This window comes from Streptomyces sp. CA-179760, assembly GCF_050937045.1.
Taxonomy (GTDB): Bacteria; Actinomycetota; Actinomycetes; order Streptomycetales; family Streptomycetaceae; genus Streptomyces.
Map to the genome: position 1 here is coordinate 6007670 of NZ_JBNJLZ010000001.1, position 26148 is coordinate 6033817.

Consider the following 26148-nt stretch of genomic DNA (forward strand, 5'->3'; position numbering starts at 1 on the left):
CGATTCCGGTGCGGGGCCTGTGTGCTTCCCGCGTTGCCGGTCTGAGCGCGCGGGTGGCCTCCTCGGCCGTCACGCCGGGCGGGCTGCTCAAGCATCTCGCCCTGGTCGAGGACCAGTACCTGTCCGTGCGGCTGCTGGGAAAGAAGCCCGCGCCGCCGAGGGACGCGGTGGACCGGTACGCCGAGCCGGACTGGGAGTGGAGCTCGGCCGCCGGAGACCCGCCCGAGCGGCTGTACACGCTGTGGACGGAGGCCGTGCTGCGGTCCCGGGCCAATCTGCGGGAGGTGCTCGCGGAGAGCGACGCCGGCCGCCTCGCCGCCTTCACGACTCGGGACGGCCGGTCACCGAGCGTACGGCGCCTGCCGGCCGACCTCATCGAGGAGTACGCACGCCACGTCGGCCACGCCGACCTCATACGCGCGTCCGTCGACGGACGCGTGGGCGAAGACCCTCCGGAAGGCTTCCGGCCTCGGACGACCTGACGTCATCCGCACCTGATCGGCGGGCGTTTCGCCCGTGTTTGCTCGCATCTTCAGTGACACAGCGCACTTTCAGCCACGGATCGCGCATGCATCCGGGGGGTGAGGGCAGGCGCACTCGGTCTCTTAGTGACACGTGTGTGACACAAGGGCGCTGATCAGGAACGGAAGGCGAAAGCGGTCATGGCGGAAAGCAACGTACTTCAGGCGCGCAGCACCATCCACGCGGGGGGCGAGTGGCGTGCGGCCGCCTCCGGTGCCACCCGGGAGATCCTCGACCCCGCGGACGCGCTGCCGTTCGCCGTGGTCGCGGAGGGTGACGAGAAGGACACCGACTTGGCGATCGCCGCCGCCCGGCGCGCCTTCGACGAGGGCGACTGGCCCCGCACCCCCGTCACCGAGCGCGCCGCGCTGCTGAGGCGCGTCGCCGACCTGCTGGTCCGTGACCGCGAGGAACTCGGGCGGCTGGAGGCCCAGGACGCGGGCAAGACCGTCGAGGAGGGCCGCGTCGACATCGACTGCGTCGCCGACGCCTTCCGCTACTTCGCCGACCTGGTCGCCGGCGAGGCCCCGGGGCGGGTCGTGGACGCGGGTTCGCCCGAGATCCACAGCGTCGTCGTGCACGAGCCCATCGGCGTCTGCGCGATGATCACGCCCTGGAACTACCCGCTGCTGCAGGCCAGCTGGAAGATCGCCCCGGCGCTCGCGGCGGGCAACACCTTCGTCATCAAGCCGAGCGAGATCACCCCGATGACGACGATCGCGGTCATCGAGCTGCTGGTCGAGGCCGGGCTGCCCGCCGGCGTCGCCAACATCGTCACCGGGCCCGGCCATTCGGTCGGCGCGCGACTGTCCGAGCACCCCGACGTCGACCTGGTCTCCTTCACCGGTGGACTGGTCAGCGGCACCAAGGTCGCCCAGGCCGCCGCGCCCGGCGTCAAGAAGGTCGCTCTCGAACTCGGCGGCAAGAACCCCAACGTGGTCTTCGCCGACGCCTGCGCCACCGAGGAGGGCTTCGACACCGCCGTCGACCAGGCCCTCAACGCCGCCTTCATCCACAGCGGCCAGGTCTGCTCGGCCGGCGCCCGCCTCATCATCGAGGAGTCGGTCCGGGACCGCTTCGTCGCCGAACTGGCCCGGCGCGCCGAGAAGATCCGGCTCGGCCGCGGCACCGAGGACGGTGTGGAGTGCGGCCCGCTCGTCTCCGAGCAGCAGCGCGACAAGGTCGAGATGTACGTCGAGTCCGCCCTCAAGGAGGGCGCGGTGCTGCGCTCCGGCGGCAAGCGCCCCGAGCCGTCCCCGCAGCGCCCCGAGAACGGCTACTTCTACGAGCCGACCGTCCTCGACCACTGCCACCGCGAGATGCGCGTCATCCGGGAGGAGGTCTTCGGACCGGTCCTCACCGTCGAGACCTTCCGCACCGAGGACGAGGCCGTGACCCTCGCCAACGACACCGAGTACGGCCTCGCGGGCGGTGTCTGGACCTCCGACGCGGGCCGCGCCCGCCGCGTGGCCGGCCGGCTGCGGCACGGCACGATCTGGATCAACGACTTCCACCCCTACCTGCCGCAGGCGGAGTGGGGCGGCTTCGGCAAGAGCGGAGTGGGCCGGGAGCTCGGCCCGGCCGGACTCGCCGAGTACCGAGAGACCAAGCACGTCTACCAGAACCTCGCTCCGAAGCCGGTGCGCTGGTTCTCGGGCTGACCTCCCGCACCCCCGCACCCCCGCACTCCCGCACCCACGCCCTTCGCGCCCGACTTCTTCGTCCCCCCTGGTTCACCCCCTCTGGAGCAAGTACGCCATGTCCCACACCAGTCATGAGTACGACTATGTCGTGATAGGCGGCGGAACCGCAGGTTCCGTCATTGCCTCCCGTCTGACCGAGAACCCCGACGTGACCGTCGCCGTCATCGAGGGCGGCCCCAGCGACGTCGGCCGCGACGACGTGCTGACCCTGCGCCGCTGGATGGGCCTGCTGGGCGGCGAGCTCGACTACGACTACCCGACCACCGAGCAGCCACGCGGAAACTCGCATATCCGGCACAGCCGCGCCCGGGTCCTGGGCGGCTGCTCCTCCCACAACACCCTGATCGCCTTCAAGCCGCTGCCGGCCGACTGGGACGAGTGGGAGGCCGCCGGCGCCAAGGGCTGGGGCGCGGTGCAGATGGAGGCGTACTTCGCGCGCCTGCTCAACAACGTCGTCCCGGTCGACGAGAAGGACCGGAACGCCATCGCCCGCGACTTCGTCGACGCGGCCCAGGCGGCGCTGAACGTGCCGCGCGTGGAGGGCTTCAACAAGAAGCCGTTCACCGAGGGCGTCGGCTTCTTCGACCTCGCCTACCACCCCGAGAACAACAAGCGCTCCTCGGCGTCGGTGGCGTACCTGCACCCGGTGATGGACGAGCGGCCCAACCTGACGATCCTGCTGGAGACCTGGGCGTACAAGCTGGAGCTCGACGGCAACCGCGCCGAGGGCGTGCACGTCCGCACCAAGGACGGCGAGGAGATCCTCGTCAAGGCTCGTAACGAGGTCCTGCTCTGTGCCGGCGCGGTCGACTCGCCCCGGCTGCTGATGCACTCCGGCATCGGCCCGAAGGCGGACCTGGAGAAGCTCGGCATACCCGTGACGCACGACCTGCCGGGCATCGGCGAGAACCTGCTCGACCACCCGGAGTCGGTGATCGTGTGGGAGACGAACGGCCCCATCCCGGAGAACTCCGCGATGGACTCCGACGCGGGCCTGTTCGTGCGCCGGGATCCCGAAAAGCCGCACCCCGACCTGATGTTCCACTTCTACCAGATCCCCTTCACGGACAACCCGGAGCGACTGGGCTACCAGCGGCCCGAGTTCGGCGTCTCGATGACCCCGAACATCCCCAAGCCGAAGAGCCGCGGCAGGCTCTACCTGACCAGCGCCGACCCCGAGGTCAAGCCGGCCCTGGACTTCCGCTACTTCACCGACGAGGACGACTACGACGGTCAGACCCTCGTCGACGGCATCAAGATCGCCCGTGAGATCGCGAAGACCGAGCCCCTGGCCGGCTGGCTCAAGCGCGAGGTGGCGCCCGGCCCGCACGTGACCGACGACGCGGAGATCGGCGAGTACGCCCGCAAGGTCGCGCACACCGTCTACCACCCCGCCGGCACCTGCAAGATGGGTGACGCCGACGACCCGCTCGCGGTCGTCGACCCCGACCTGCGCGTCCGCGGCCTGGAGGGCATCCGCATCGCCGACGCCTCCGTGTTCCCCACCATGACCACCGTGAACCCGATGATCGGCGTGCTCATGGTCGGGGAGAAGGCCGCCGAGCTGATCGGTGGTGGTGACCGGTGACCGAGATGGCCGAGATCCCGACCCTCGAACCCCCCACGGAGGAGCAGAGCATGGACACCACCCCCGTCTTCTCGGTGGAGGGCCTGTGGAAGGTGTTCGGCCCCAAGGCCGAGCGCGTCCCCGCCGACCCCGAGCTCACCGCCCTCGACGCCGACGAGCTGCGCTCCCGCACCGGCTGCACGGCCGCCGTCCGCGACGTCAGCTTCGACGTCCGCAAGGGCGAGGTCTTCGTCGTCATGGGCCTGTCCGGCTCCGGCAAGTCCACGCTGGTGCGCTGTCTGACCCGGCTGATCGAGCCGACGGCCGGCACCATCGTCATCGACGGCGAGGACGTCCGCGCCATGGACCGCTCCCGGCTGCGCGAACTGCGCCGGCACCGCGCCGCCATGGTCTTCCAGCACTTCGGCCTGCTGCCCCACCGCACGGTCCTCGACAACGTCGCATACGGCCTGGAGATCCAGGGCGTCGGCAGGGCCGAGCGGCGTGAGCGGGCCGCCGAGGTCATCGCCAAGGTCGGCCTGGACGGCATGGAGCACCGCCGCCCCAGCCAGCTCTCCGGCGGCCAGCAGCAGCGCGTGGGCCTGGCCCGCGCACTCGCCGTCGACCCCGAGGTCCTCCTCTTCGACGAGCCGTTCAGCGCGCTCGACCCGCTCATCCGGCGGGAGATGCAGGAGGAAGTGGTCCGGTTGCACCGCGAGGAAGGCCGCACGATGGTCTTCATCACGCACGACCTCCAGGAGGCCCTCAAGCTGGGCGACCGCATCGCCCTGATGCGTGGCGGCCGGGTCGTCCAGCTCGGCACGCCCGAGGAGATCGTGGGCTCGCCCGCCGACGACTACGTCCGCGAGTTCGTTCGGGACGTCCCGCGCGAGCAGGTCCTCACCGTCCGCACGGCCATGCGCACCCCCTCGGCGGACCTGGACGGCAGCGGACCGGCGGTCCGGCCCGACGCGACCGTCTCCGAGGCGATCGAGGCGGTCGCCCGCGCCGGCGCCCCGGCCCGGGTCGTGGACGAGGGCCGATGCGTGGGCATGGTCGATTCCGACACGCTGCTCGGTGTCGTCGCCGGCACGGAGCAGCCAGCTCCGCCCGGGACGGAGCAGTCCAAGGAGGCGGTCTGATGGCGACCATCACCGCGTCCCCGCCCCGTGTGGGCCTGCCCGGCCTCCTCAAGGCCCCGGCCGTCCGCAAGCTGCTGCTCCTCGCCCTGGCCGCCGCGATCCTCGTCCCCCTGGCGAACGCCCGCTGGGCGAGCGGCAGCTGGCCGGCCGCACTGACCGTCGACTTCTCCGAGCCGCTCGCCAAGGCCAGCGACTGGATCATCGACAACCGCGACAGCCACCCCCTGTTCCTGTACTTCTTCGGCCACGTCAGCAACGTCGTCGTCATCGCCGTACGGGCCGTCTACCTCGGCCTCCTGGCCGTCGGCTGGGCGGGCGTCACGGCCCTGGGCGCGCTGGTCGCCTGGCGCGTCGCGGGCATCCGGCTGGCGCTCGGCACGGGCGCCGCGTTCCTGGCCTGCGGCCTGCTCGGCATGTGGGTGCCGACCATGCAGACGCTCGCCCTGATGGTCGTCGCGGTCCTCGCGTCGGTCCTGGTGGGCATGGTGCTCGGGCTCGCCGCCGGGCTGTCCGACCGGATGGACCGCCTCCTGCGCCCGGTCCTGGACACCATGCAGGTGCTCCCGGCCTTCGCCTATCTGCTGCCCGTCGTGCTGGTCTTCGGCATCGGCGTCCCGGCGGCCGTCCTGGCCACCGTCATCTACGCCGCCCCGCCCATGGCCCGGCTGACCTCGCTCGGTCTGCGCGGCGCCGACAAGGGCGTGCTGGAGGCCGTCGAGTCGCTCGGCTCCACCGCACGCCAGCGGCTGCTGACGGCCCGGATCCCGCTGGCTCGCAAGGAACTCCTGCTCGGCCTCAACCAGACCATCATGATGGCGCTGTCCATGGCCGTCATCGCGGCCGTCATCGGCGCGGGCGGTCTCGGTGACCGTGTCTACCAGGCCCTCGCCTCGGTCGATGTCGGTGCCGCGCTCGCCGCCGGTATCCCGATCGTGCTGCTGGCCGTCGTCCTGGACCGCGTCACGTGCGCGGCGGGGGAGCGGCTCGGCGCCGAACCGGAGCCCCGCAGTGGACTCGGCTGGCTGTACGCCCTGGTCGCCTTCGCCGCCGTGGCGGTCGCCGGTCGTCTCGCGGGCCGGCTCGACTGGCCCGAGGCCTGGGTCGTCGGCATCGCCGAGCCCGTCAACCGCGCGGTCGACTGGATGACCGCGCACCTCTACTCCGGCGTCCCCGTGGTCGGCGGCACCGCCGACTGGGCGGGCCACTTCACCACCTGGGTGCTCGACCCGATGCGCGACGGCCTGCAGGGGCTGCCCTGGTGGTCGGTGCTGCTGATCGTCGCCGCCCTGGCCTGGGTGATCGGCACTTGGCGCACCGCGCTCACCGCCGTCCTCGCCATGGCCGCCATCGGCGCGCTCGGCGTCTGGAAGCCCTCCCTCGACACCCTGTCGCAGGTCCTCGCGGCCGTCGCCGTCACCCTCGTCCTCGGCTTCGCCACCGGCATCGCGGCGGCCCGCAGCGACCGCCTGGAGCGGCTGCTGCGTCCCGTCCTGGACGTGTTCCAGACGATGCCGCAGTTCGTCTACCTGATCCCGGTCGTCGCTCTCTTCGGCGTCGGCCGCGCCCCGGCCGTCGCGGCCGCCATCGTGTACGCGCTGCCGGCCGTCGTCCGGATCACCACCCAGGGCCTGCGCCAGGTCGACGCGGCCGCGCTGGAATCCTCCAGTTCACTCGGCGCGACCAGCTGGCAGCAGCTGCGGCAGGTCCAGCTCCCACTGGCCCGCCCCGCCCTGTTGCTCGCCGTCAACCAGGGCCTCGTCCTGGTCCTCGCCGTCGTCGTCATCGGCGGCCTGGTCGGCGGTGGCGCGCTCGGCTACGACGTGGTCTTCGGCCTCGCCCAGGGCGACCTGGCGACCGGTCTGGTGGCCGGCGCGGCGATCGTCTGCCTCGGTCTGATGCTCGACCGGGTGACCCAGCCCACCGAACGCCGCGCGAAGAAGGGAGCCTGACATGCGAGTCCGTACGACGGCCATAGCCGCCACCGTCAGCTCCCTGGCGCTGCTCACCGGCTGCGGCGCCGCCGACATGACCAAGCAGTCCTCGCCCTTCGCCAACGCGCAGGGCGCCAAGTCCGTGACCCTGTCCGTGCAGTCCTGGGTGGGCGCGCAGGCCAACGTGGCCGTCGCCCAGTACCTCCTGGAGCACGAGCTGGGCTACCGCGTCGACACCGTCCAGGTCGACGAGGTGCCCGCCTGGGACGCCCTCAGCCAGGGCCGCGTCGACGCGCTCCTGGAGGACTGGGGCCACCCCGAGCAGGAGCAGCGCTACGTCAAGGACAAGAAGACGATCGCGCCCGGCGGCGGACTCGGCGTCACCGGGCACATCGGCTGGTTCGTCCCGACGTACTTCGCCAAGAAGCACCCGGACATCACGAACTGGAAGAACCTCAACAAGTACGCCGATCAGTTCCGCACCCCGGAGAGCGGCAGCAAGGGCCAGCTGATGGACGGTTCGCCGTCCTACGTCACCAACGACAAGGCGCTGGTGAAGAACCTGAAGCTGGACTACCAGGTGGTGTTCGCCGGCTCCGAGGCGGCGCAGATCACCCAGATGAGGCAGTTCGCCAAGGAGAAGAAGCCCTTCCTCACCTACTGGTACTCCCCGCAGTGGCTGTTCAAGAAGGTCCCGATGACCGAGGTGAAGCTGCCGGCGTACAAGGAGGGCTGCGACGCCGACCTGGAGAAGGTCGCCTGCGCCTACCCGCACACGCCGCTGCAGAAGTACCTCAACGCGGACTTCGCCAAGAACGGCGGCAAGGCGGCGGCGTTCCTGAAGAAGTTCAAGTGGACGACCGAGGACCAGAACGAGGTCTCCCTGCTGATCGCCGACAAGAAGATGACGCCGGAGGACGCGGCGAAGAAGTGGGTGGACAGCCACAAGTCCACGTGGAAGAAGTGGCTGTCCTGACCTGCCTCACGTCAACTGAGCGGTCATCTCCCGCAGGGCCCGGGCGGCCCGCCGCTGGAGACGCGGCCCGAAGGTGATCCGGGTGGCCCCTCGCGCGCCGAGTTCGGCGGGCGAGGGGCCTTCGCCTGGGTCGGCCCCCACATTGACGGGGCCCTGGATCCCGGCCCGCAGCAGCGGCAGCACCTGGGGCGGAGCCCCGATCGGGTAGACGCAGTCGGCGCCCGCGGCGACGTACGACGCGGCCCGCTCGATGGCCCGTTCGGGATCCTGGACCCCGCAGGCGAAGGTGTCCACACGGGCGTTCACGAAGAGCCGGTCACCGGCCACGGCCCGCACCTCCGCCAGCCATTCGGCGTGCGCGCGCGGGTCCTTGAGCACCCCGTCCTCGGAATCCTCCAGATTGCAGCCCACCGCCCCCGTCTCCAGCAGCCGCTCCACCAGCTCCTTCGGGGCGAGTCCGTAGCCGCTCTCGACGTCCGCCGACACCGGCACGTCGACGGCCCGGACGATCCGGGCGACCGCGGCGAACATCTCGTCGGCCGGGGTCTGTCCGTCCTCGTACCCCAGGGACGCGGCGACCCCGGCGCTGGGTGTGGCGAGTGCCGGGAAGCCCGCCTCCACGAACACCCGGGCACTGGCCGCGTCCCAGGGGCCGGGCAGGACCAAGGGATCGCCGGGCGCCCGGTGGTGGTGCAGGGCGCGGAACGTGTCCACCTTGCTCACGGTGTGTAACCTCCCGGCGGGATGCGGCGGCTGACCATCACCCGGTTCCAGTTGTTGATGGCGACGACCAGCCCGATCAGATGGGCCAGCCGGGCCTCGTCGAAATGCCGGGCGGCCCGCTCGTACACCTCGTCCGGCACGAAGCCCTCCGTCAGGAGAGTCACCGCCTCCGTCATTGCCAGCGCGGCCCGCTCCCGTTCGTCGAAGACGTCCTCGGCCTCCTCCCAGCCGGCCAGCAGATCGAGCTGCCGCTCGCTCACCCCGTACTCGCGGGCGATCGCGAGATGCATGTCGAGGCAGAACGCGCAGTGGTTGAGCTGCGAGGCGCGGATCACGACGAGTTCGGCCAGGGCCGGGTCGCCGAGGCCCTGCTTGGCGACCTTGCTGAGCGCGGCCATCGCCCCGCCGACCGCCGGGTCGAGCAGCCGGGTCCGAGCCGTCACTTGTACTGGCCCGGCTGGTAGTGCCCCGGTGCCATCCGGCAGGTCACGCCGAAGCGGTTCCAGGCGTTGATCACCGTGATCGCGGCGATCAGCTGTGCCAGCTCCGCCTCCTCGAAGTGCCGGGCGGCCCGCTCGTACACCTCGTCCGGCACGAAGCCGTCCGTCAGGACCGTCACGGCCTCCGTCAGTTCCAGCGCCGCGACCTCCTTGGCGGTGTAGAAGTGCCGCGACTCGTCCCAGGCGCTGAGCTGCACGATCCGCTCGACGCTCTCGCCCGTCGCGAGGGCGTCCTTGGTGTGCATGTCGAGGCAGAACGCGCAGTGGTTGAGCTGGGAGGCGCGGATCTTCACCAGCTCGTACAGCGTGTGGTCGAGGCCCTGCCGGGCCGCGGTCTCCAGCCGGACCATCGCCTTGTAGACGTCGGGCGCGTGCTTGGCCCACTCCAGGCGGGCGGGCCGCTCGGGGGCGTACTCCGCGCTTGTCGGGGGCGTCGTGGCCGTGCTGTCAACGGGGTGCGTCGTCATGCCCTCGACCCTAGGAAGGAAGCAGCCCAGGAGTATGGTCCATTTCCATGGCGGAACCATGGGCCACTCTGGGCATCGACCTGCATGTGGAGCCGACCGGTCCGGGCCTGCGCCGGGGGCTGACCGACGCCCTGCGCGCGGCGGTGCGCTCCGGCCGGCTGGCCCCCGGCACCCGGCTGCCCTCCTCCCGCGCGCTCGCCGCCGACCTGGGCATCGCCCGCAACACGGTCGCCGACGCCTACGCCGACCTGGCCGCCGAGGGCTGGCTCACCGCCCGGCAGGGCTCGGGGACCAGGGTCGCCGCCAGGACGGTCGTGCCGCCCGCCGGTACGGCACCCCACCCCCGCGCACACGCCCGCCCGGCCTACGACCTGCGCCCCGGCAGCCCCGACCTCGCGTCCTTCCCACGCGCGGAGTGGCTCAAGGCCGCCCGCCGCGCCCTCACCGCCGCCCCGTCGGACGCGCTGGGCTACGGCGACCCCCGGGGCCGCCCGGAGCTGCGGGCCGCGCTCGCCGGCTATCTCTCCCGGGCCCGGGGCGTACGCGCCGACCCCGAACGGATCGTGGTGTGCGCGGGGTTCGCGCACGGCCTGAAGCTGCTCGGCACGGCCCTGCGGGCACGCGGTGCGAAGTCCGTCGCGGTCGAGTCGTACGGGCTCGACGCGCACGGGAGGCTCCTCGCCGCGTCCGGCCTGCACACCACCCCGCTGTCCTTCGACCGACTGGGCACGGACCCGGGCGAGTTGTCCGGGGCCGACGCGATCCTGCTCACCCCCGCCCACCAGTTCCCCATGGGCGTGCCCCTGCACCGCGACCGCCGTGCGGCCGTCGTGGACTGGGCGCGCCGCACCGGCGGGCTGGTGCTGGAGGACGACTACGACGGCGAGTTCCGCTACGACCGTCAGCCGGTCGGGGCGCTCCAGGGCCTTGACCCCGACCGGGCGGTCTATCTGGGCACCGCCAGCAAGTCCCTCGCCCCCGGGCTGCGGCTGGCCTGGGCGGTGCTGCCGCCGGGCCTCGCCGAGGAGGTCGCGGCGGCGAAGGGCGGCGTCGACATCTGCGGGGTGCTGGACCAGCTGACCCTGGCCGAGTTCCTCGCCTGCGGGGCCTACGACCGCCATGTGCGCGCGACCCGCCTGCGCTACCGCCGCCGCAGGGACGCCCTGGTCGCCGCCGTCGCGGCCCGTGCTCCCGGGGCCCGGGTCACCGGCATCGCGGCCGGACTGCACGTCCTGCTGCGGCTGCCGCCCGGCACCGAGCAGTCGGTGGTCCAGGCGGCCCAGTGGCGGGGGCTCGCGCTCCACGGACTCGCCCGCTACACCCACCCCGACGCGAACGTCGAGCCGACGGACGCCCTGGTCGTCGGCTACGGGACACCACCGGACCACGCCTGGTCCGGAGCGCTGGAGGCGCTGTGCGCGGTACTGCCCGGATAATCGCGCGAATTCCCCTTCAAGAATGCGCTTCTGAGGATATGGTCACCTCATGAGTGAAAGCCTTTCCCCGTCCCGCGTCGCCCTGAAGAAAATCACACCGGACGTCTCCGCCGCAATGGGTTCCCTGCACTCCGCCGCCGTTTCCGCGGCGCAGGACGCCAAGGTCGAACCGGAACTGCTCGAACTGGTCAGGATCCGCGTCTCGCAGATCAACGGCTGCGCGTTCTGCCTGGACATGCACACCAAGGACGCCCGTGCCCAGGGCGAGACCGAGCAGCGTATCTACACCCTGAACGCCTGGCGGGAGACGCCCTTCTTCACCGAGCGCGAGCGCGCCGCACTGGCGCTGACCGAGGCCGTGACCCTGGTCCACGACGGTCGCGTCCCGGACGCTGTGTACGCCGAAGCGGCCGAGGTCTTCGACGAGAACCAGATCGCCGCGTTGATCTGGGCGGCCACCGTCATCAATGCCTACAACCGCATCGCGATAGCCACGCGTATGGTGCCGAAAAACTGAAAACGAACAACGGAAATCACGCCGGGTCGAATTCCTTCGGCCCGGCGTCGTCCTGTCGTGCATGCATTCAGGCTTGTGTGAATTCAGCCGGGCAGCGGCTCCATGAGCCCGTCGAGCCAGGTCCGCCATTCCCCGGCCCGCTCCACCGGAGGCACCCGCATCGCACGTCCCGTCCAGTCCGTCACGGGCCGGATCCCGTGCAACGCGTTCACCAGCCACACCTCACGGCCGTCCAGCTCGGAGACGGTCCGCTCACGGTGCGCGATCCGGATCCCGGACCGCAGCGCCCGCTCCTGGATCAGCCCGGCCGTCACACCCGGCAGGACGGGCAGCCCGGGCGGGGGCAGGCACAGGGTGTCGTCCTCCCACCAGAGCACGCTCGCGGTGGCCGACTCCAGCACCGCGCCCGAGGGCGCGATCAGCACCGCCTCCTCAGCGCCCTCACCGGCGGCCCGGCGGCGCACCCGGGCCAGGGCCTCCAGGTCCGGGCCCTTGCGGCGGGGCACGGTCCGCGGATCGGACTGGCCCGCCGCCCACAGCCGGATCTCCGTGCCGAGCGGCGGAGCGGGCCGCACCAGCAGCCTCAACTCCATGGATCCCGGCACGAGTTCCACCCGGGGAAACCACTCACCCGTGCGGGGCAGCGCGGCGGTCACGTCCTGCCAGAACGCGACGAGCAGGCGCGGCTTTGGCCCGCCGCACTCGACGCAGGACCGCGAGAACCGCTCCCGGTGCCGGGCATAGGCCCGCACCCGGCCCTCGCGCAGCAGCCACGAGTCCGCGACGAGCAGCCGCCCCCGGCCTCCTGCTCCGGGGCGGGGGCCAGGCCACGGCCGGGTGCCCAGGTCCACAGGCCTTCCGCCACTGCCGGTCGTGTCACCACCAGCTCCCTCCTCAGTACTTGCGGCCCGCGACGGCCGGCGCCCCGTGCCGGGGCCCGTACGGCGCGTGCTCCAGCCATGATCCGCACCACGGCAGCACCGGCGCCAGGGCCGCCGCCGCCCGCTGCCTGACCCGGACGGTCCGGCGGTGCGGCCGCAGATGGTCCAGGGCCGTACCGGCGGCGGCGCTGTTGAACAGGCCCGCCGCCCGCCGCACCTCGGCGAAGTGCGCGACCGCTTCGCCGGTCCCCGCGGTGATCGCCTCGGCGGCGGCCGCCGCGTCCGCGATGCCGCTGTTCATGCCGCGTGCCCCGAACGGCGGGAAGAGATGCGCCGCCTCCCCGGCCAGCAGCACCCGCCCGTGCGGATCGGTGAACGAGGCCGCCACCTTGCGCAGGAAGCGGTAGGTCGACACCCACAGGATCCGGTCGCCGTAGCCGTCCCCGACGATCGCGGGCAGCCAGCGCCGTACGGCCTCCTCGGTGCCGTACTCCTCCTGTGCGTCGTCGTCCCGGCACTGCAGGTCGACCTGGAAACCGCCGGTGAACGGCACCCGCATCACACTGCGCCCGCCGACCCCGGGATGCTCGTAGTGGAAGACCCGCTCCAGCGGCAGCTCCGAGCCCGGCACGTCGGCGACGTCCACCACGACGTGGAAACCCTCGCCGTGCGTGCCCTCCATGGCGATGCCCAGCTCGCGCCGGACCGCGGAGCGGGCGCCGTCGGCGGCCACGGCGTATGCGCCCGTCCACACCCGCCCGTCCTCGCCCGTCAGCCGGACCTCCGTCTCCGAGGTGCTCACGCCCGCCACCCGCGCGCCCCACACGAACTCCACCCCGGCCCTCTCGCAGGCCGCGCGCAGGAACCGTTCGGTGTCCGTCTGGCGCAGGCTCGTGAAGGGCGGCGGACCGGTGGGCGGCGGGAACGTGCGGGCGTAGACCTCACGCCCCCGGTAGAGGGTGCGCCGGGTGTGCCAGGTCCGCCCGTACGAGGTGATCTCGGCGGCCAGCCCGGGCAGCATCGCGTCCAGCAGTCCCAGGGTCTCCCGGTGCACGAACAGGGCCCGGCTGCCGGGCCGTTCCCGGTCCTTCGGGTCGGCCTCCAGCAGCACCACCGGCAGCCCGTGCCCGCGCAGGGCCAGGGCCGCAGACAGGCCCACGGGCCCGGCGCCCACGACCAGGACCGGGATCATGCCCGTACACCCTCGGTGAGCATCCGGGCGATCTCCACCCGTTTCACCTTCCACGTCGCGGTCATCGGCAGATCCTCGAACCGCCACTGCCGCGGCTCGGCCATCGCAGGCAGCCCCGCCGTGGCGCTGCGCCAGCGCTCCGGGTCCAGAGGCCGCTCGCCGCGCACGCACACCACCGGCACCGGCTCGCGGTCCGCGCCCGGCACGATGACGACCTCGCGCAGCTCCTCCAGCCGGGACATCAGCGCGTCCTCGACCTCCAGATTGCTGTGCACGGCGTCGATCCGGTCCACCTCACGGTCGATCAGGTACAGCCCGCCCAGGCGGCTCCGGTAGCCCATGTCGCCCATCTCCCACCAGCCGTCGGTGAGCTGACGGTCGTAGCGCTCCGGCATGCCCAGGTAGGTGAGGATCCGGCCCCGGGTGCGGGCCTCGATCCGGCCGGGCGTGCCGGGCGCGACCCGTCTGCCCTCGGCGTCGGTGACCCGGACCCGGGTGAAGCCGGGTATCCCGATCCCGACCCGGCGCCCGTCCACCCGGGCGGCACCGCGCCGCGTCACCACCTGGAACGCCACCGGGCCGGTCTCGCTCTGCCCGTACAGCTGGATCAGCCAGGGCGTACGGCGCCGGGACGCGCCCAGCAGCCGCCGTACGGTGCGCGGGTGGATCGCGTCGAACGTGGAGCCGTACGACCGGACCCGGGACAGCGGGGCCCCGGGGGCGTCGGCCAGCTCCTCCCACAGCACGAACGTGTTGGGGTGCGTCTCCACGATCCCGGGCCGGTGCCGGACCAGCAGCGGGCCCACTACGGCCGGATCCGGGTCGGTGATCAGCACGAGCGGGCTGCCGAAGTGCAGCAGCACGCCGAGCAGATGGTAGAAGCGCGAGTGCACGAACGACATGTGCAGCGCCGCCGGCTCGCCCCGGGTGGGCCAGCCCATCGCCTGCTGCGGCACGAGCCGGTTCCACATGGTCTGCGCGCAGTGCACGGCCAGCTTCGGGACGCCGGTGGTGCCCGAGCTGTGGGTGATCAGGGCGGGTTCGCGGGGGTGGAGCCGGACCGGCGGGGGCGGCTCGGCGCCGGCGTACTTCGCCAGGGGCTCCGCCCCGGGAGCGTCGTCCACGCAGAGCGTCCGCCGCACGAGCCCGGACAGGGCGAGGTCCTTCAGCCCGTCCAGGGTGGCGCTGTCGGTGATCAGCCAGGGGCGGCGCAGCCGGGCGAGGAGCTGCCCGGCCACCTGGGGGTCCAGCGCGGGCGACAGCAGCACCGGCACGGCGCCGATCCTGGAGGCCGCGCAGGTCAGCAGCATGATGTCGACGTTGTCGGCCTTGTGCACGACGACCTGCTCCGAGGGCCGCACTCCGGCCTCCCACAGCCGGCCGGACAGTTCCTCGACCACGTCGGCGAGCACGGTGTAGCTCAGGTCGACCCCGAGGGAGGGGCTGACGTCCAGCGGCCGGTCCAGGGTGACGAAGACGGCCCCGTGCCGGTCGGCGGCCCGCCGGAAGACCGGTCCCAGATAGAAGCCGCGATCGGCGAGCAGAGGCCGGGGCTCGGACTGTCGCATGAGGCCGTTCCTTTCCGAGGTGTTCACCAGGCACCCCGGCGCACCAGATGGCGGCGGAGCTTCCCGGTCGAGGTGCGCGGCAGCGACGGGACGAAGCTGACGCTGCGGGGAACCTTGAAGGCGGCGAGGCTCTCCCGCGCCAGGCCGACCAGCTCGTCCGACAGACCGTCGCGCGCGGACGCGACCGGCACCACGAAGGCCCGCAGCCGGCTCGCGCCCCGCCCGTCCGAGACCGCCGCGACGGCTACCTCCCGAACCGCCGGATGGCCGCGCAGCACGGCCTCCACCTCCAGCGGGGAGACGGTGATGCCGCCGACCATCTCCATGTCGTCGGCGCGGCCCAGATGCCGGTAGGAGCCGTCCGGTTCGCGGCACGCCCGGTCGCGGGTGGCCAGCCAGCCACCGACCAGGGTCCGGGCGGTCTCCTCGGGCCGGTTCAGATAGCCCGGGGTGACCGTCGGCCCGCGCACCCACATCTCGCCCTCCTCGCCGTCCGGCACCGGGCGCCCGTCACGGTCCCGCAACTCCACCTCGAAGCCGGGCACGGGCCGGCCGACGGTGCCCGGGTGGTCGTGGGCGAAGCCGTTGGCGCAGAACGCGTGACCGGCCTCGGTGGAGCCGATCTGCTCCAGCACCGGTGCCCCGAGCAGCGCGGTCACCTGCCGTGCGAGCCCGTCCGGCAGCCCCTCGCCGGCCGACACCGCGGCCCGCACCGAGGCGAAACAGCCCTCGTGCCCGTGGCCCCGCTCGGCGACCAGCGCGGCGTACGCGGACGGCACCGAGTAGAGCAGCGTCACGCGGTGCCGGGCGACCAGCTCGTCGATGCCGGCCGGGGTCGGACGCCGGTCCACCAGCACCGCGGACGACCCGGAGAACAGCGGGAAGACGAAGGCGTTGCCGAAGCCGTAGGCGAAGTACAGCTTCGACACCGACAGCGTGACGTCGTCCGCGGTGATCCGCAGTACCCGCCGGCCGACCAGGTCGTGGTACGTCCGCGGATCGCCGTGTGTGTGCACGACACCCTTGGGGCGGCCCGTCGTTCCCGAGGTGTACTGGACGTACAGCGGGGCGCGCGCGTCGACCTGGTGGGCGGGCGCGGGCTCCGCGGCCGGGGCGAGTGCCATCAGCTGATCCGCCCCGAGGCAGGCCGGGCGGGCGAACCGCTCCTCCAGACCGGGCCCCGTCACGCACAGCAGGGCCCCGGTGTCCTCGGTCAGGAACACATGGTCGGCCGCGGGGAGTTCGGGGTTGACCAGGACCGCGACGGCGCCGAGCCGGGCGGTGGCGAGGAAGGCCGTCACCCAGGCGATCGAGTCGGGAAGCGCCAGCAGCACACGGTCCCCGGGGCGCACACCGTACTCGGTGAGAACGGTGGCCGCCCGGGCCGCGAGGTCGTGCACCTCCCCGTGGGTCCAGGCCCGGTGGCCCTGGTGAAACGCGGTCCGCCCGTTCCACCCGCGCCGCTCGGCGAGCTCCGCGAGCTGGGCCGCCATGTTCCCGGGCGCCTCGGCCTCGGCCTCGACCGGGTGCGGCTCGCCCTGAGGACTGGTCATCTCGGCCTGAGGGCCGGGTATCTCGGTCTGAGGACTGGTCATCCCTGCCTGAGGGCCGGGTATCTCGGCTTGGGGACTGGTCATCTCGGCTTGAGGACTGGTCATCGCCTGGCCTCCCCGCCCGCCCCGGCTCTGTCTCCCGGTGGGGCCTGACGCCGTATCCGGTCGGCCGTGTGCTGGTGCAGGGCCCGCATCGGGGCGGCGGTCTTCAGCAGCATCTCGTCGTACTCCGCCTCCGGATCGGAGCCGAGCACGATCGCGCCGCCCGCGCCCAGATGCATCTGGCCGTCGGCGAACACGGCGGTACGGATGACGATGCTGAGGTCCGCGCCGCCGCCGCACCCGAAGTAGCCGAGGGCGCCGGAGTACACGCCGCGGGCCTCGGTCTCCAGCGAGTCGATGATCTCCAGCGTGCGCAGCTTCGGCGCGCCGGTCATCGACCCGCCGGGGAAGCAGGCCCGGACACAGTCCACCGCGTCCGTGCCCGGCCGCAGCCGTCCCACCACGGTCGAGACGAGCTGATGCACCGTGGCGTACGTCTCCGTGGCCATGAGCTTCGACACCCGCACCGACCCCGTCCGGCAGACCTGCCCCAGGTCGTTGCGGAGCAGATCGACGATCATCAGGTTCTCGGCCCGGGTCTTGTCGTCCGAAGCGAGCGCGTCCCGCAGCCGGGCGTCCTCCTCCGGTCCGTCGCCCCGGGGCGCGGTTCCCTTGATGGGCCTGGCCTCGGCGGTACCGTCCCGGCCGATCTTCAGAAACCGCTCGGGCGAGGAACCGGCCACCTCCAGCTCCCCGAACCTCAGGAACGCCGCGTAGGGGGCCGGGTTGTCGCGGCGCAGCGTCCGGTAGAACTCGAGCGCGTCGGACGGAGCGGGCAAGCGGGCCGCGTTCGTCAGGCAGACCTCGTAGCTGGTGCCGGCCCGCAACTCCCGTTGGCACGCCTCGATGTCCGCGAGATACCTCTCCCGGTCGCGTACGAGCCACGGTTCGGCCGCGCCGGGATCGGCCGGGGCCGACGAGACGGGCAGCGGCGCCGCCTCCGGCGCCACGCAGCTGAGGTCCGCCAGCGCGCTCTCCAGCCAGTCGGCGGCCTCCCGCGCCGCCTGCGGGGTGTCCTCCGCCAGGCACACGGCGTAGGTGAAGCCCTCCTGGTGGTCCACCGCGATCACCCGGTCGGCGAACAGCCAGGCGGCGTCCGGGGCGGGGGAGCTGTGCCGGTTGGGCGAGCCGCAGTCGGCCTTCACCTCGTAGCCGAGGTAGCCGACATAGCCCCCGGTGAAGTCGAACGGCAGCCCGGTCGCGTCCACCCACCGATTCGTCAACTGCCGCTTCAGATAGTCGAAGACACTCGCCGTGACCTTCCGCACCGGCCGCCCGGCCCGCTCGATCTCACAGCGCCCGGCGGTGACGTCGTACCGCACGAACTCGGCGAGCGGCCCACTGTCGTCCCCCAGGAACGAGAACCGCGACCGCCCGGGCTCGACCAGGGAGCTGTCCAGCCAGAACGAGCGGGGGGACCCGGCGAACATGCGGGTGAAGACCGCCTCGGTGTCGACGGCACCGCTGACCCGACGGGTGTGCAGCCGGTAGCCGACGCGGCCGGGGCGACGGGGGCGGGGAATGGCGACGGTGGGTGGCGTGGGTGGCAGAGGGACGTCGGCGCCCGCGGCGGCCCTGCCGACCGGAACGGTGTCTCCGGCCGCCAGAGCCCCGTCAGCCGGGTTCGCCGCCCCCTTGGACATCGCCGAGACGGGAAAAACGGCCGCAGGCCGAGGAACCCCGCTCCGCGGCGGCTTCGCGGGCCCGGGCTGATCGCCGGTCCCGGCCCCGAAGACATCCGCCGTCCCACCGCTCGCCCCGGCCCCGGCAACGGCCGCAGGCCGGGAATCCCCTCCGACCGCCGCCTGAGCCCCTGCCGTAGCCATCAGAGCCCCCGCCGGTTGTCGGACACCCGCGTCGCACTCCGGCACCAATGCCCGGCGTCGGGCCGGTGCCTCGGGGGAGGGGACCGCCGTGTTCTTCGTACGCAGCTTGCCGGCCCGCTCGGCGGTCAGGTTGCGGAAGTTCACGAGCATGCGGTGGCCGTACTCCGTGAGGACGGACTCCGGGTGGAACTGCACGCCCCACAGCGGCCGGCCGCGGTGCCGAAGCCCCATCAGGACGCCGTCCTCGGACCAGGCCGTCGCCTCCAGCGCCGGAGGCAACGGCTCGCGCACGGCCAGCGAGTGATAGCGGACGGCGGTGAAATGCTGCGGCAGGCCCTGGAACAGATCCCGTTCGTCGTGCCGGATCGTGGAGAGGTGCCCGTGCCGCGGTTGGGGAGCCGGCTCCACCAGACCCCGCTCCCCGAGCGCGATGCCCTGATGGCCGAGACACACGCCGAGCACGGGAACCGGGGAGGTCGCGAGCAGCCTGGTCCCGATGCCGAAGTCACGCGCGTCGCCCGGGTGCCCGGGGCCCGGGGACACCACCAGATTGTCGAACCCCCGGAGATCCGGAACCCCGTCGACGGGCGCGTCGTTACGCACCACCACCGGCTCCTCGCCATTGACCTCGGCGATCAGCTGGAACAGGTTGTACGTGTACGAGTCGTAATTGTCGATGAGCAGGGTCTTCACCCGCCCACCTCCCTCTGTTCGTTCGCGGACCTACGTGGCCCGGCGTTTGTGCCGCCCACGAAGCGCCTGGAGCGATGGGTACAGCCATTTCTTGAAGAAACGCTGTAGGCGCGGCATGAGAATCCAGGTGACAAGGGCGGTCACACACAGGCATAACAACAGCGTGCGAATTAGTGCGTTAAGGTCACCGAGATAGGGGAGAACCGTCAGATTGAACAGGAGTACCGGCGGGAAAACCGCGCTCATATTCACGAACCACAGTTTCCATTTCTTCGGCGGTGCCGGTGGCGCGGGTGTCAGAGTCTGCGCTTCGAACCAGGCCCGGGCGCCCGGCACCCTCCGGCGCTCCGCCTCCCGGGCGACCCCCTCCAGCCGGGCGTCCCACTGTGTCCGGGAGAGCGATTGCTCCCAGGCCAGGGCCGACCCCTCGCTGGCGAAGCGATAGACGACATGCCACTCCGCCCCTCCGTCGACAAGTACCCCACCCCCCAGAAAACCCGGCTGTCGCGCGGTCGCGCCCAGCATGGCCCACCCCCAGGAGTGGAAGTCGGCCGCACGGCCCGGCGTCACGCGATAGGCCACGGTGACCGTGACGGGATTACTGGTCACGCCGTACCGTACGGAAAGCGGTTCCCGCGCGTTCAAGTTTCAACAAACAATTTTCCGGCCGCCCGGAAGTCGCCCGGAACATGTCCGTATCGTGAAGCCTTACGGCAGGTCCGTTCCCTGCGTAAAAGCCCAGCTCACTTCGGCGTGACGGCGTCCTCCCCGGCCTGGCCGGGCGACCCGGCCCCGGACTCCACCGGCGCCTCCCCGAACCGCGACAGCGCCAGCGCCCCGGCCACCGCCACCGCGAAACCGAGCACCGCCAGCCAGCCCAGTCCCTCCCGCGTGCGGTCCCCGAGCCAGATCACGCCGATCAGCGCGGGCGCGACCGTCTCCCCGAGCACCAGCCCCGCGGTCGCCGTGGTCACAGAACCGCGCTGCAGGGCCGAGGTCAGCAGCAGGAACGCGGCCCCGCCCCCGAGCACCAGCGCGTACGCCGCCGGATTGGTGAAGAGCTCCCCGGGCGACAGCCCGTCGATGAGCCGGACCGCCACCTCCACCACCCCGAACCCGCAGCCGGCCCCCAGACCGAGCGTGAGCGCCCGCCCCCGCTCCGGCAGCCGCCCGCCCACCGCCCCGAGCAGCAGCACCCCGCCCGCCGCGCCGAGCATCGCCCACTTCAGCCAGGCCGGCCCCTCCTCGTCCCCCTCCGCCCCGGCCGCCAGTCCCAGCAGCGCGAGCCCGGCGCACACCACCCCTACCGCCGCCCACTCCACGCGGCTCAGCCGCACCTTGAGCAGCCGTGCCGCGACCACGGCCGTCACCGCGAGGCTCGCGGCCAGCGCCGCCCCCACGGCATAGATCGGCACCGACCGCAGCGCGATGATCTGGAGCAGGAATCCGAGCCCGTCCAGTGCGAGCCCCACCAGATACCGCCACTGCCGCAGCGCCCGCCACAGCAGTGCCACGTCCCCGACCGGGCCGGTCGCCGCGGCCGAGCGCGCGGCCATCGCCTGCAACACCGTCGCCGTACCGAAGCAGACGGCCGCACCAAGGGCGCACACCATTCCAAAGATCACAAAACGACAGTAGGGGAGGGGGTGCGGGCAGGGGGGCATGCACGCCCGCTCTCACCCCTCTCTAGGCTGACCGCTCGGCAGTACGCGGCGCGGTACACGAAGCGGTACCCGACGCCGTACACGACACGAGGAACACGGGGGAGAGACGAACATGGCCGAAACACGGCGGCGACTGCGCTCCAGCACGGTGGTGCTGGGCGGCATGGGTGTCCTCGCGGCGGCCCTGTCGGCATGCGGATCCGACCCGGACCGCCGCTGTGTGGACCGGGACAGCCACGACTACATCAACGGCTACAAGATCGTCGCCGACAAGAACTGCAACTCGTCCTCCTCGTCCGGCTCCTCCTACGGCAAGGGCAAGGGCGGCAAGAAGACCGGCAAGAGCGGGACCACGAACGCCGACTGGTACTACGACGCCGACGTCAGCGGCGGCTACGCCGACTACGGCACCTTCAGCCGCAGCGAGGCCGTGGACCGGGGCGGCTTCGGCTGCTCGGGCTCCGGCAGCGGCGGCGGCTGACCGGGCCCGCGCAGATGGAACGCCGCACCACGGAGCCCCGCCCCGGCTGGCAGCAGACCGTCGAGGAACAGGGTCTGATCTACCCCCTGACCCGCTACCCCGACGACTCCCTGCGCCCCTACTGGGACGAGAGCGCGTACTACGTCTTCACCCTGCCGGAGATCGAGGCCCTGGAGGAGGTCGTCGAGGAACTCCACCGCATGTGCCTCGCGGCGGCCGCCCACATCGTCGCCGAGGACCGTTTCGCGGACCTGGGCATCACCGACCCCCGCGTGGCCGAGGCGGTCACCGAGTCCTGGCGCCGCCGCGCCGAACTCCCCTCCCTCTACGGCCGTTTCGACCTCCGCTACGACGGCACCGGGCCGGCCAAGCTCCTGGAGTACAACGCCGACACCCCCACCTCACTGGTCGAGGCCGCGTCACCCCAGTGGTTCTGGATGGAGGAGCGCTTCCCCGGCGCCGACCAGTGGAATTCCCTCCATGAACGCCTCATCGACGCCTGGAAGAAGCAGGCCGCCCTCCTCCCGCCGGGCAGCCCCCTGTACTTCGCGTACTCCTCCGCCGACGAACTCGGCGAGGACATGATGACCGTCGCCTACCTCAAGGAGACGGCCGAGCAGGCGGGCCTGGAGACCGACTGGATCTCCATGGAGGAGATCGGCTGGGACCGCCTCTCCGGCCGCTTCGTCGACCAGCGCCTCCGCTTCATCCGCAGCGCCTTCAAGCTCTACCCCTGGGAGTGGCTCACCACCGACCGCTTCGCCGGCCACGTCCTGGACACCCTGGACAACGGCGGCGGCACGGGCTCCACCCTGTGGATCGAACCGGCCTGGAAGATGCTCCTCAGCAACAAGGCGCTGCTCGCCATCCTCTGGGAGCTCTACCCCGACCACCCGAACCTCCTCCCTGCCCACCTGGACGGCCCCCGCGATTTGCCCGCCCAGGGCTGGGTGGCCAAGCCCCTCCTCGGCCGAGAGGGCGCCGGCGTCACGATCCACGCCCCGGGCTCCACCCCCACCCTCCGCGACGAACCCTGCGTCTACCAGCAACTGGCCCCCCTGCCCGACTTCGACGGCAACAGGGTGGTCCTCGGCGCATGGGTGGTGGAGAACGAGTCGGCGGGCCTGGGTATCCGAGAGTCGTCGGGCCTGATCACGGACGAATACGCCCGCTTCCTGCCCCACGTGATCCTGTGAACGGGGTGTGGGGCTGTCGCCTTCAGGGGCGCGGGGAACTGCGCGATCAACCACGACGCACCCGCACCCGGCAACGACGAGCAACCCGGTAGGCTGACCGAGGGTCGTGACTGGCGCGCTGGGATGGACAAACCATCGGGGAGCGGCCCGAACGACAAGAGCCGTGCGCCTGGGCCGTACCGTGAACGCTGAACGCAACGTCCGGAGGTCCCCCATGCCCGAGCAGCTCTCCCCAGCTTCCACCGCCTACCGCGCCGCGCTGGACGTCATCCGCGCCGTGGAACCCCGCGTGGCGGACGCCATCGGCCAGGAGGTCGCCGACCAGCGCGAGATGCTCAAGCTGATCGCCTCCGAGAACTACGCCTCCCCGGCCACGCTCCTGACCATGGGCAACTGGTTCAGCGACAAGTACGCCGAGGGCACCGTCGGCCGCCGTTTCTACGCCGGCTGCCGCAACGTCGACACCGTCGAGTCGCTGGCCGCCGAGCACGCCAAGGAGCTCTTCGGCGCCCGCCACGCCTACGTCCAGCCGCACTCCGGCATCGACGCCAATCTCGTCGCCTTCTGGGCCGTCCTCGGCGCCCGCGTCGAGGTGCCCTTCCTGGAGAAGACCGGCGTCCGCCAGATCAACGACCTCACGGACGCCGACTGGTCCGAGCTGCGCCAGGCCTTCGGCAACCAGCGCATGATCGGCATGTCCCTGGACGCCGGCGGCCACCTCACCCACGGCTTCCGCCCGAACATCTCCGGCAAGATGTTCGACCAGCGCGCCTACGGCACGGATCCGGCCACGGGCCTCCTGGACTACGAGGCCGTGCGCGCCACCGCCCGCGAGTTCAAGCCGCTGATCATCGTCGCGGGCTACTCGGCCTACCCCCGCCTGGTGAACTTCCGGATCATGCGCGAGATCGCCGACGAGGTCGGCGCCACGCTGATGGTCGACATGGCGCACTTCGCCGGCCTGGTCGCGGGCAAGGTCCTGACCGGCGACTTCGACCCGGTCCCGCACGCCCAGATCGTGACGACGACCACCCACAAGTCGCTGCGCGGCCCCCGCGGCGGCATGGTGCTGTGCGACGACTCCCTGAAGGACCAGGTCGACCGCGGCTGCCCGATGGTCCTCGGCGGCCCGCTCCCGCACGTGATGGCCGCAAAGGCGGTCGCCCTCGCGGAGGCCCGCCAGGAGTCCTTCCGTGACTACGCCCAGCGCATCGTCGACAACTCCCGCGCCCTCGCCGAGGGCCTGATGCGGCGCGGCGCGACGCTGGTGACGGGCGGCACGGACAACCACCTCAACCTGATCGACGTCGCCTCCTCCTACGGCCTCACCGGCCGCCAGGCCGAGGCCGCCCTGCTCGACTCGGGCATCGTCACCAACCGCAACGCGATCCCCGCCGACCCGAACGGCGCCTGGTACACCTCCGGCATCCGCATCGGCACGCCCGCGCTCACCACGCGTGGCCTCGGCACGGCGGAGATGGACGAGGTCGCGGGCCTGATCGACCGCGTCCTCACCACCACCGAAGCGGGCACGACCAAGTCGGGCGCCCCCTCCAAGGCGCAGCACGTCCTGGACGCCAAGATCGCCGACGAGATCTCCCACAGGGCGACGGACCTGGTAGCGGGCTTCCCGCTGTACCCGGAGATCGACCTCGGCTGACGAACGCCGTCAGGGCAGCGTCCTCAGGGGCGCGGGGAACTGCGCGAACGAGCCCCACCGGCCCGCAGTTCCCCGCGAACCGAACGCCCCGAGCTCTCTGAGACAATAAGAAACATGGCCTCTGACCGTCCCCGTGTGCTCTCCGGTATCCAGCCCACCGCCGGCTCGTTCCACCTCGGCAACTACCTCGGCGCCGTCCGCCAGTGGGTAGCCCTCCAGGAGACCCACGACGCGTTCTATATGGTCGTCGACCTGCACGCGATCACCATCCCGCAGGATCCGAAGGACCTGCGCGCGAACACGCGCCTGGCCGCGGCCCAGCTCCTCGCGGCCGGTCTCGACCCGGACCGCTGCACGCTCTTCGTCCAGAGCCACGTCCCCGAGCACGCCCAGCTCGCCTGGATCATGAACTGCCTCACCGGCTTCGGCGAGGCCGGACGGATGACCCAGTTCAAGGACAAGTCCGCCAAGCAGGGTGCCGAGCGCGCGTCCGTCGGCCTGTTCACGTACCCGATCCTCCAGGTCGCGGACATCCTGCTCTACCAGGCCCACGAGGTCCCGGTCGGCGAGGACCAGCGCCAGCACATCGAGCTCACCCGCGACCTCGCCGAGCGCTTCAACGGCCGTTTCGGCCCGACCTTCACCGTCCCGAAGCCGTACATCCTCAAGGAGACGGCGAAGATCTACGACCTTCAGGACCCGTCGATCAAGATGAGCAAGTCGGCGTCCACGCCGAAGGGCCTCATCAACCTGCTCGACGAGCCGAAGGCCACCGCGAAGAAGGTCAAGAGCGCGGTCACGGACACCGACACCGTCATCCGCTACGACGCGGCTCAGAAGCCCGGCATCAGCAACCTCCTCGGCATCTACTCGACCCTCACCGGCGAGACCGTCGCGGAGCTGGAGCAGAAGTACGAGGGCAAGGGCTACGGCGCGCTCAAGACGGACCTCGCGGAGGTCATGGTCGATTTCGTGACGCCGTTCCGGGAGCGCACCCAGCAGTACCTGGACGACCCCGAGACGCTCGACTCGATCCTCGCCAAGGGCGCCGAGAAGGCACGCGCGGTCGCCGCGGAGACCCTTTCCCAGGCGTACGACAGGGTCGGTTTCCTGCCCGCCAAGCACTGAACCCGCCCCAGCGCACAGCCGTACCACCCGGCAGCGCTGTACATCACTCTGGTTGCGCCTGCCCGTAACCCGGTCGTGGCCGTACAGTCGATAACCGGGTGGTCGTATCAGCGACCCGCCAACTGAACGACAGGAGACGACGTGGGGACCGTAACGATCGGTGTCTCGATCGCGGTCCCGGAGCCTTACGGCAGCGAGCTCCAGCAGCTGCGCGCGGGCTTCGGCGACGCCTCGGCTCACGGCATCCCCACGCACGTCACCCTGCTGCCGCCGACGGAGATCGACGAGGACGCCCTGGCGGCCGTCGAGGCGCATCTGACCGAGGTCGCCGCGGCCGGCCGGCCGTTCCCCATGCGGCTGTCCGGCACGGGCACGTTCCGGCCCGTGTCGCCGGTCGTGTTCGTCCAGGTCGTCTCGGGAGCGGAGTCCTGCTCAGGGCTCCAGCAGCAGGTCCGCGACCCCTCCGGGCCGGTCCCGCGCGAACTGCAGTTCCCGTATCACCCGCACGTCACGGTGGCGCACGGCATCGACGAGGCGGCGATGGACCGCGCCTTCGAGGAACTCTCCGGCTACGAGGCCGAGTGGCCCTGCACCGGCTTCGCCCTCTACGAACAGGGCGCCGACGGCGTCTGGCGCAAGCTCCGCGAGTTCCCCTTCGGCGGCGCGGTCGTCCCGTCCCAGGCCGGCCCCGCGGAACGCGGCTCGGTCCCCACGCGCTGA

At 71.8% G+C, this 26148-nt stretch carries 22 protein-coding genes, 1 pseudogene and 1 riboswitch; of the genes and pseudogenes, 13 read left to right on the forward strand and 10 right to left on the reverse strand.

The window, feature by feature from the left end:
- The first annotated feature begins 53 nt into the window (after positions 1-53).
- From ACQEV8_RS27425 to ACQEV8_RS27450, 6 genes are all read left to right on the forward strand, one after another.
- Entirely contained in the window at positions 54-482 is a 429-nt protein-coding gene (locus tag ACQEV8_RS27425) for a DUF664 domain-containing protein (protein ID WP_432965251.1), read from the forward strand.
- 180 nt (positions 483-662) lie between these two features.
- Positions 663-2183, forward strand: a complete 1521-nt coding sequence (locus ACQEV8_RS27430; RefSeq protein ID WP_432965254.1) for an aldehyde dehydrogenase family protein — start codon at positions 663-665, stop codon at positions 2181-2183.
- Between the two features lie 97 nt (positions 2184-2280).
- Positions 2281-3813, forward strand: coding sequence for a GMC family oxidoreductase (locus ACQEV8_RS27435; RefSeq protein ID WP_432965257.1), 1533 nt, complete (start codon positions 2281-2283; stop codon positions 3811-3813).
- Positions 3814-3863: 50 nt separating this feature from the next.
- On the forward strand, positions 3864-4934 hold the full coding sequence (locus ACQEV8_RS27440; RefSeq protein WP_432965260.1) for a quaternary amine ABC transporter ATP-binding protein: 1071 nt from the start codon (positions 3864-3866) through the stop codon (positions 4932-4934).
- Positions 4934-6883, forward strand: a complete 1950-nt coding sequence (locus tag ACQEV8_RS27445; RefSeq protein WP_432965263.1) for an ABC transporter permease — start codon at positions 4934-4936, stop codon at positions 6881-6883. The genes ACQEV8_RS27440 and ACQEV8_RS27445 overlap by 1 nt, the downstream gene beginning before the upstream one ends.
- 1 nt (position 6884) lies before the next feature.
- Complete coding sequence (locus tag ACQEV8_RS27450; RefSeq protein ID WP_432965266.1) at positions 6885-7841, forward strand: ABC transporter substrate-binding protein; 957 nt, start codon at positions 6885-6887, stop codon at positions 7839-7841.
- Positions 7842-7847: 6 nt separating this feature from the next.
- Here ACQEV8_RS27450 and ACQEV8_RS27455 read toward each other — a convergent pair whose 3' ends face one another.
- Genes ACQEV8_RS27455 through ACQEV8_RS27465 form a run of 3 tightly spaced genes read right to left on the reverse strand, consistent with a single transcriptional unit; the run spans position 7848 to position 9531 of the window.
- Positions 7848-8564 carry an isocitrate lyase/PEP mutase family protein gene (locus tag ACQEV8_RS27455; RefSeq protein WP_432965269.1) on the reverse strand — a complete coding sequence of 239 codons (717 nt, stop codon included), beginning with the start codon at positions 8562-8564 and terminating at the stop codon, positions 7848-7850.
- Entirely contained in the window at positions 8561-9007 is a 447-nt protein-coding gene (locus ACQEV8_RS27460) for a carboxymuconolactone decarboxylase family protein (protein ID WP_432965272.1), read from the reverse strand. Before ACQEV8_RS27460 ends, ACQEV8_RS27455 begins: the two co-directional genes overlap by 4 nt.
- Complete coding sequence (locus ACQEV8_RS27465; protein ID WP_432965275.1) at positions 9004-9531, reverse strand: carboxymuconolactone decarboxylase family protein; 528 nt, start codon at positions 9529-9531, stop codon at positions 9004-9006. The genes ACQEV8_RS27460 and ACQEV8_RS27465 overlap by 4 nt, the downstream gene beginning before the upstream one ends.
- A gap of 47 nt (positions 9532-9578) precedes the next feature.
- On the opposite strand from ACQEV8_RS27465, the gene ACQEV8_RS27470 reads away from it, so the two are divergent.
- Positions 9579-10967, forward strand: coding sequence for a PLP-dependent aminotransferase family protein (locus ACQEV8_RS27470; RefSeq protein WP_432965278.1), 1389 nt, complete (start codon positions 9579-9581; stop codon positions 10965-10967).
- Positions 10968-11016: 49 nt separating this feature from the next.
- Complete coding sequence (locus ACQEV8_RS27475; RefSeq protein WP_432965281.1) at positions 11017-11484, forward strand: carboxymuconolactone decarboxylase family protein; 468 nt, start codon at positions 11017-11019, stop codon at positions 11482-11484.
- An 83-nt stretch (positions 11485-11567) separates the two neighbouring features.
- Here the strand turns inward: ACQEV8_RS27475 and ACQEV8_RS27480 are convergent.
- The 7 genes and pseudogenes from ACQEV8_RS27480 to ACQEV8_RS27510 all read right to left on the reverse strand — a co-directional run bounded on the left by ACQEV8_RS27480 (position 11568) and on the right by ACQEV8_RS27510 (position 20912).
- Positions 11568-12364, reverse strand: a pseudogene (locus ACQEV8_RS27480) (aminotransferase class IV).
- Positions 12365-12378: 14 nt separating this feature from the next.
- Positions 12379-13557 (reverse strand): FAD-dependent monooxygenase, encoded by a 1179-nt coding sequence (locus tag ACQEV8_RS27485; RefSeq protein ID WP_432965284.1) that lies wholly within the window; start codon positions 13555-13557, stop codon positions 12379-12381.
- Positions 13554-15125 (reverse strand): class I adenylate-forming enzyme family protein, encoded by a 1572-nt coding sequence (locus ACQEV8_RS27490; protein WP_432965287.1) that lies wholly within the window; start codon positions 15123-15125, stop codon positions 13554-13556. The genes ACQEV8_RS27485 and ACQEV8_RS27490 overlap by 4 nt, the downstream gene beginning before the upstream one ends.
- A 23-nt stretch (positions 15126-15148) precedes the next feature.
- Complete coding sequence (locus tag ACQEV8_RS27495) at positions 15149-16678, reverse strand: AMP-binding protein (RefSeq protein ID WP_432973029.1); 1530 nt, start codon at positions 16676-16678, stop codon at positions 15149-15151.
- 101 nt (positions 16679-16779) lie between these two features.
- Entirely contained in the window at positions 16780-19299 is a 2520-nt protein-coding gene (gene pabB, locus ACQEV8_RS27500) for an aminodeoxychorismate synthase component I (RefSeq protein ID WP_432965290.1), read from the reverse strand.
- 30 nt (positions 19300-19329) lie between these two features.
- Positions 19330-19908 carry an antibiotic biosynthesis monooxygenase gene (locus tag ACQEV8_RS27505; protein WP_382835669.1) on the reverse strand — a complete coding sequence of 193 codons (579 nt, stop codon included), beginning with the start codon at positions 19906-19908 and terminating at the stop codon, positions 19330-19332.
- Between the two features lie 134 nt (positions 19909-20042).
- Positions 20043-20912, reverse strand: coding sequence for a DMT family transporter (locus ACQEV8_RS27510; RefSeq protein WP_432973032.1), 870 nt, complete (start codon positions 20910-20912; stop codon positions 20043-20045).
- 163 nt (positions 20913-21075) lie between these two features.
- Between ACQEV8_RS27510 and ACQEV8_RS27515 the strand changes: the two genes are divergently transcribed.
- The 5 genes from ACQEV8_RS27515 (at position 21076) to ACQEV8_RS27535 (ending at position 26148) form a co-directional block, all read left to right on the forward strand.
- Positions 21076-21444 (forward strand): hypothetical protein, encoded by a 369-nt coding sequence (locus ACQEV8_RS27515; RefSeq protein WP_432965293.1) that lies wholly within the window; start codon positions 21076-21078, stop codon positions 21442-21444.
- A gap of 14 nt (positions 21445-21458) precedes the next feature.
- Positions 21459-22640 (forward strand): glutathionylspermidine synthase family protein, encoded by a 1182-nt coding sequence (locus ACQEV8_RS27520; RefSeq protein ID WP_432965296.1) that lies wholly within the window; start codon positions 21459-21461, stop codon positions 22638-22640.
- 96 nt (positions 22641-22736) lie between these two features.
- Positions 22737-22822, forward strand: a riboswitch (ZMP/ZTP riboswitch).
- Positions 22804-24300, forward strand: coding sequence for a glycine hydroxymethyltransferase (locus tag ACQEV8_RS27525; protein WP_432965299.1), 1497 nt, complete (start codon positions 22804-22806; stop codon positions 24298-24300). (Overlaps the previous riboswitch by 19 nt.)
- A gap of 114 nt (positions 24301-24414) precedes the next feature.
- Positions 24415-25428, forward strand: coding sequence for a tryptophan--tRNA ligase (gene trpS / locus ACQEV8_RS27530; protein ID WP_432965302.1), 1014 nt, complete (start codon positions 24415-24417; stop codon positions 25426-25428).
- A 141-nt stretch (positions 25429-25569) separates the two neighbouring features.
- Positions 25570-26148: a 2'-5' RNA ligase family protein gene (locus ACQEV8_RS27535; RefSeq protein WP_432965305.1), complete on the forward strand. Its 579-nt coding sequence runs from the start codon at positions 25570-25572 to the stop codon at positions 26146-26148.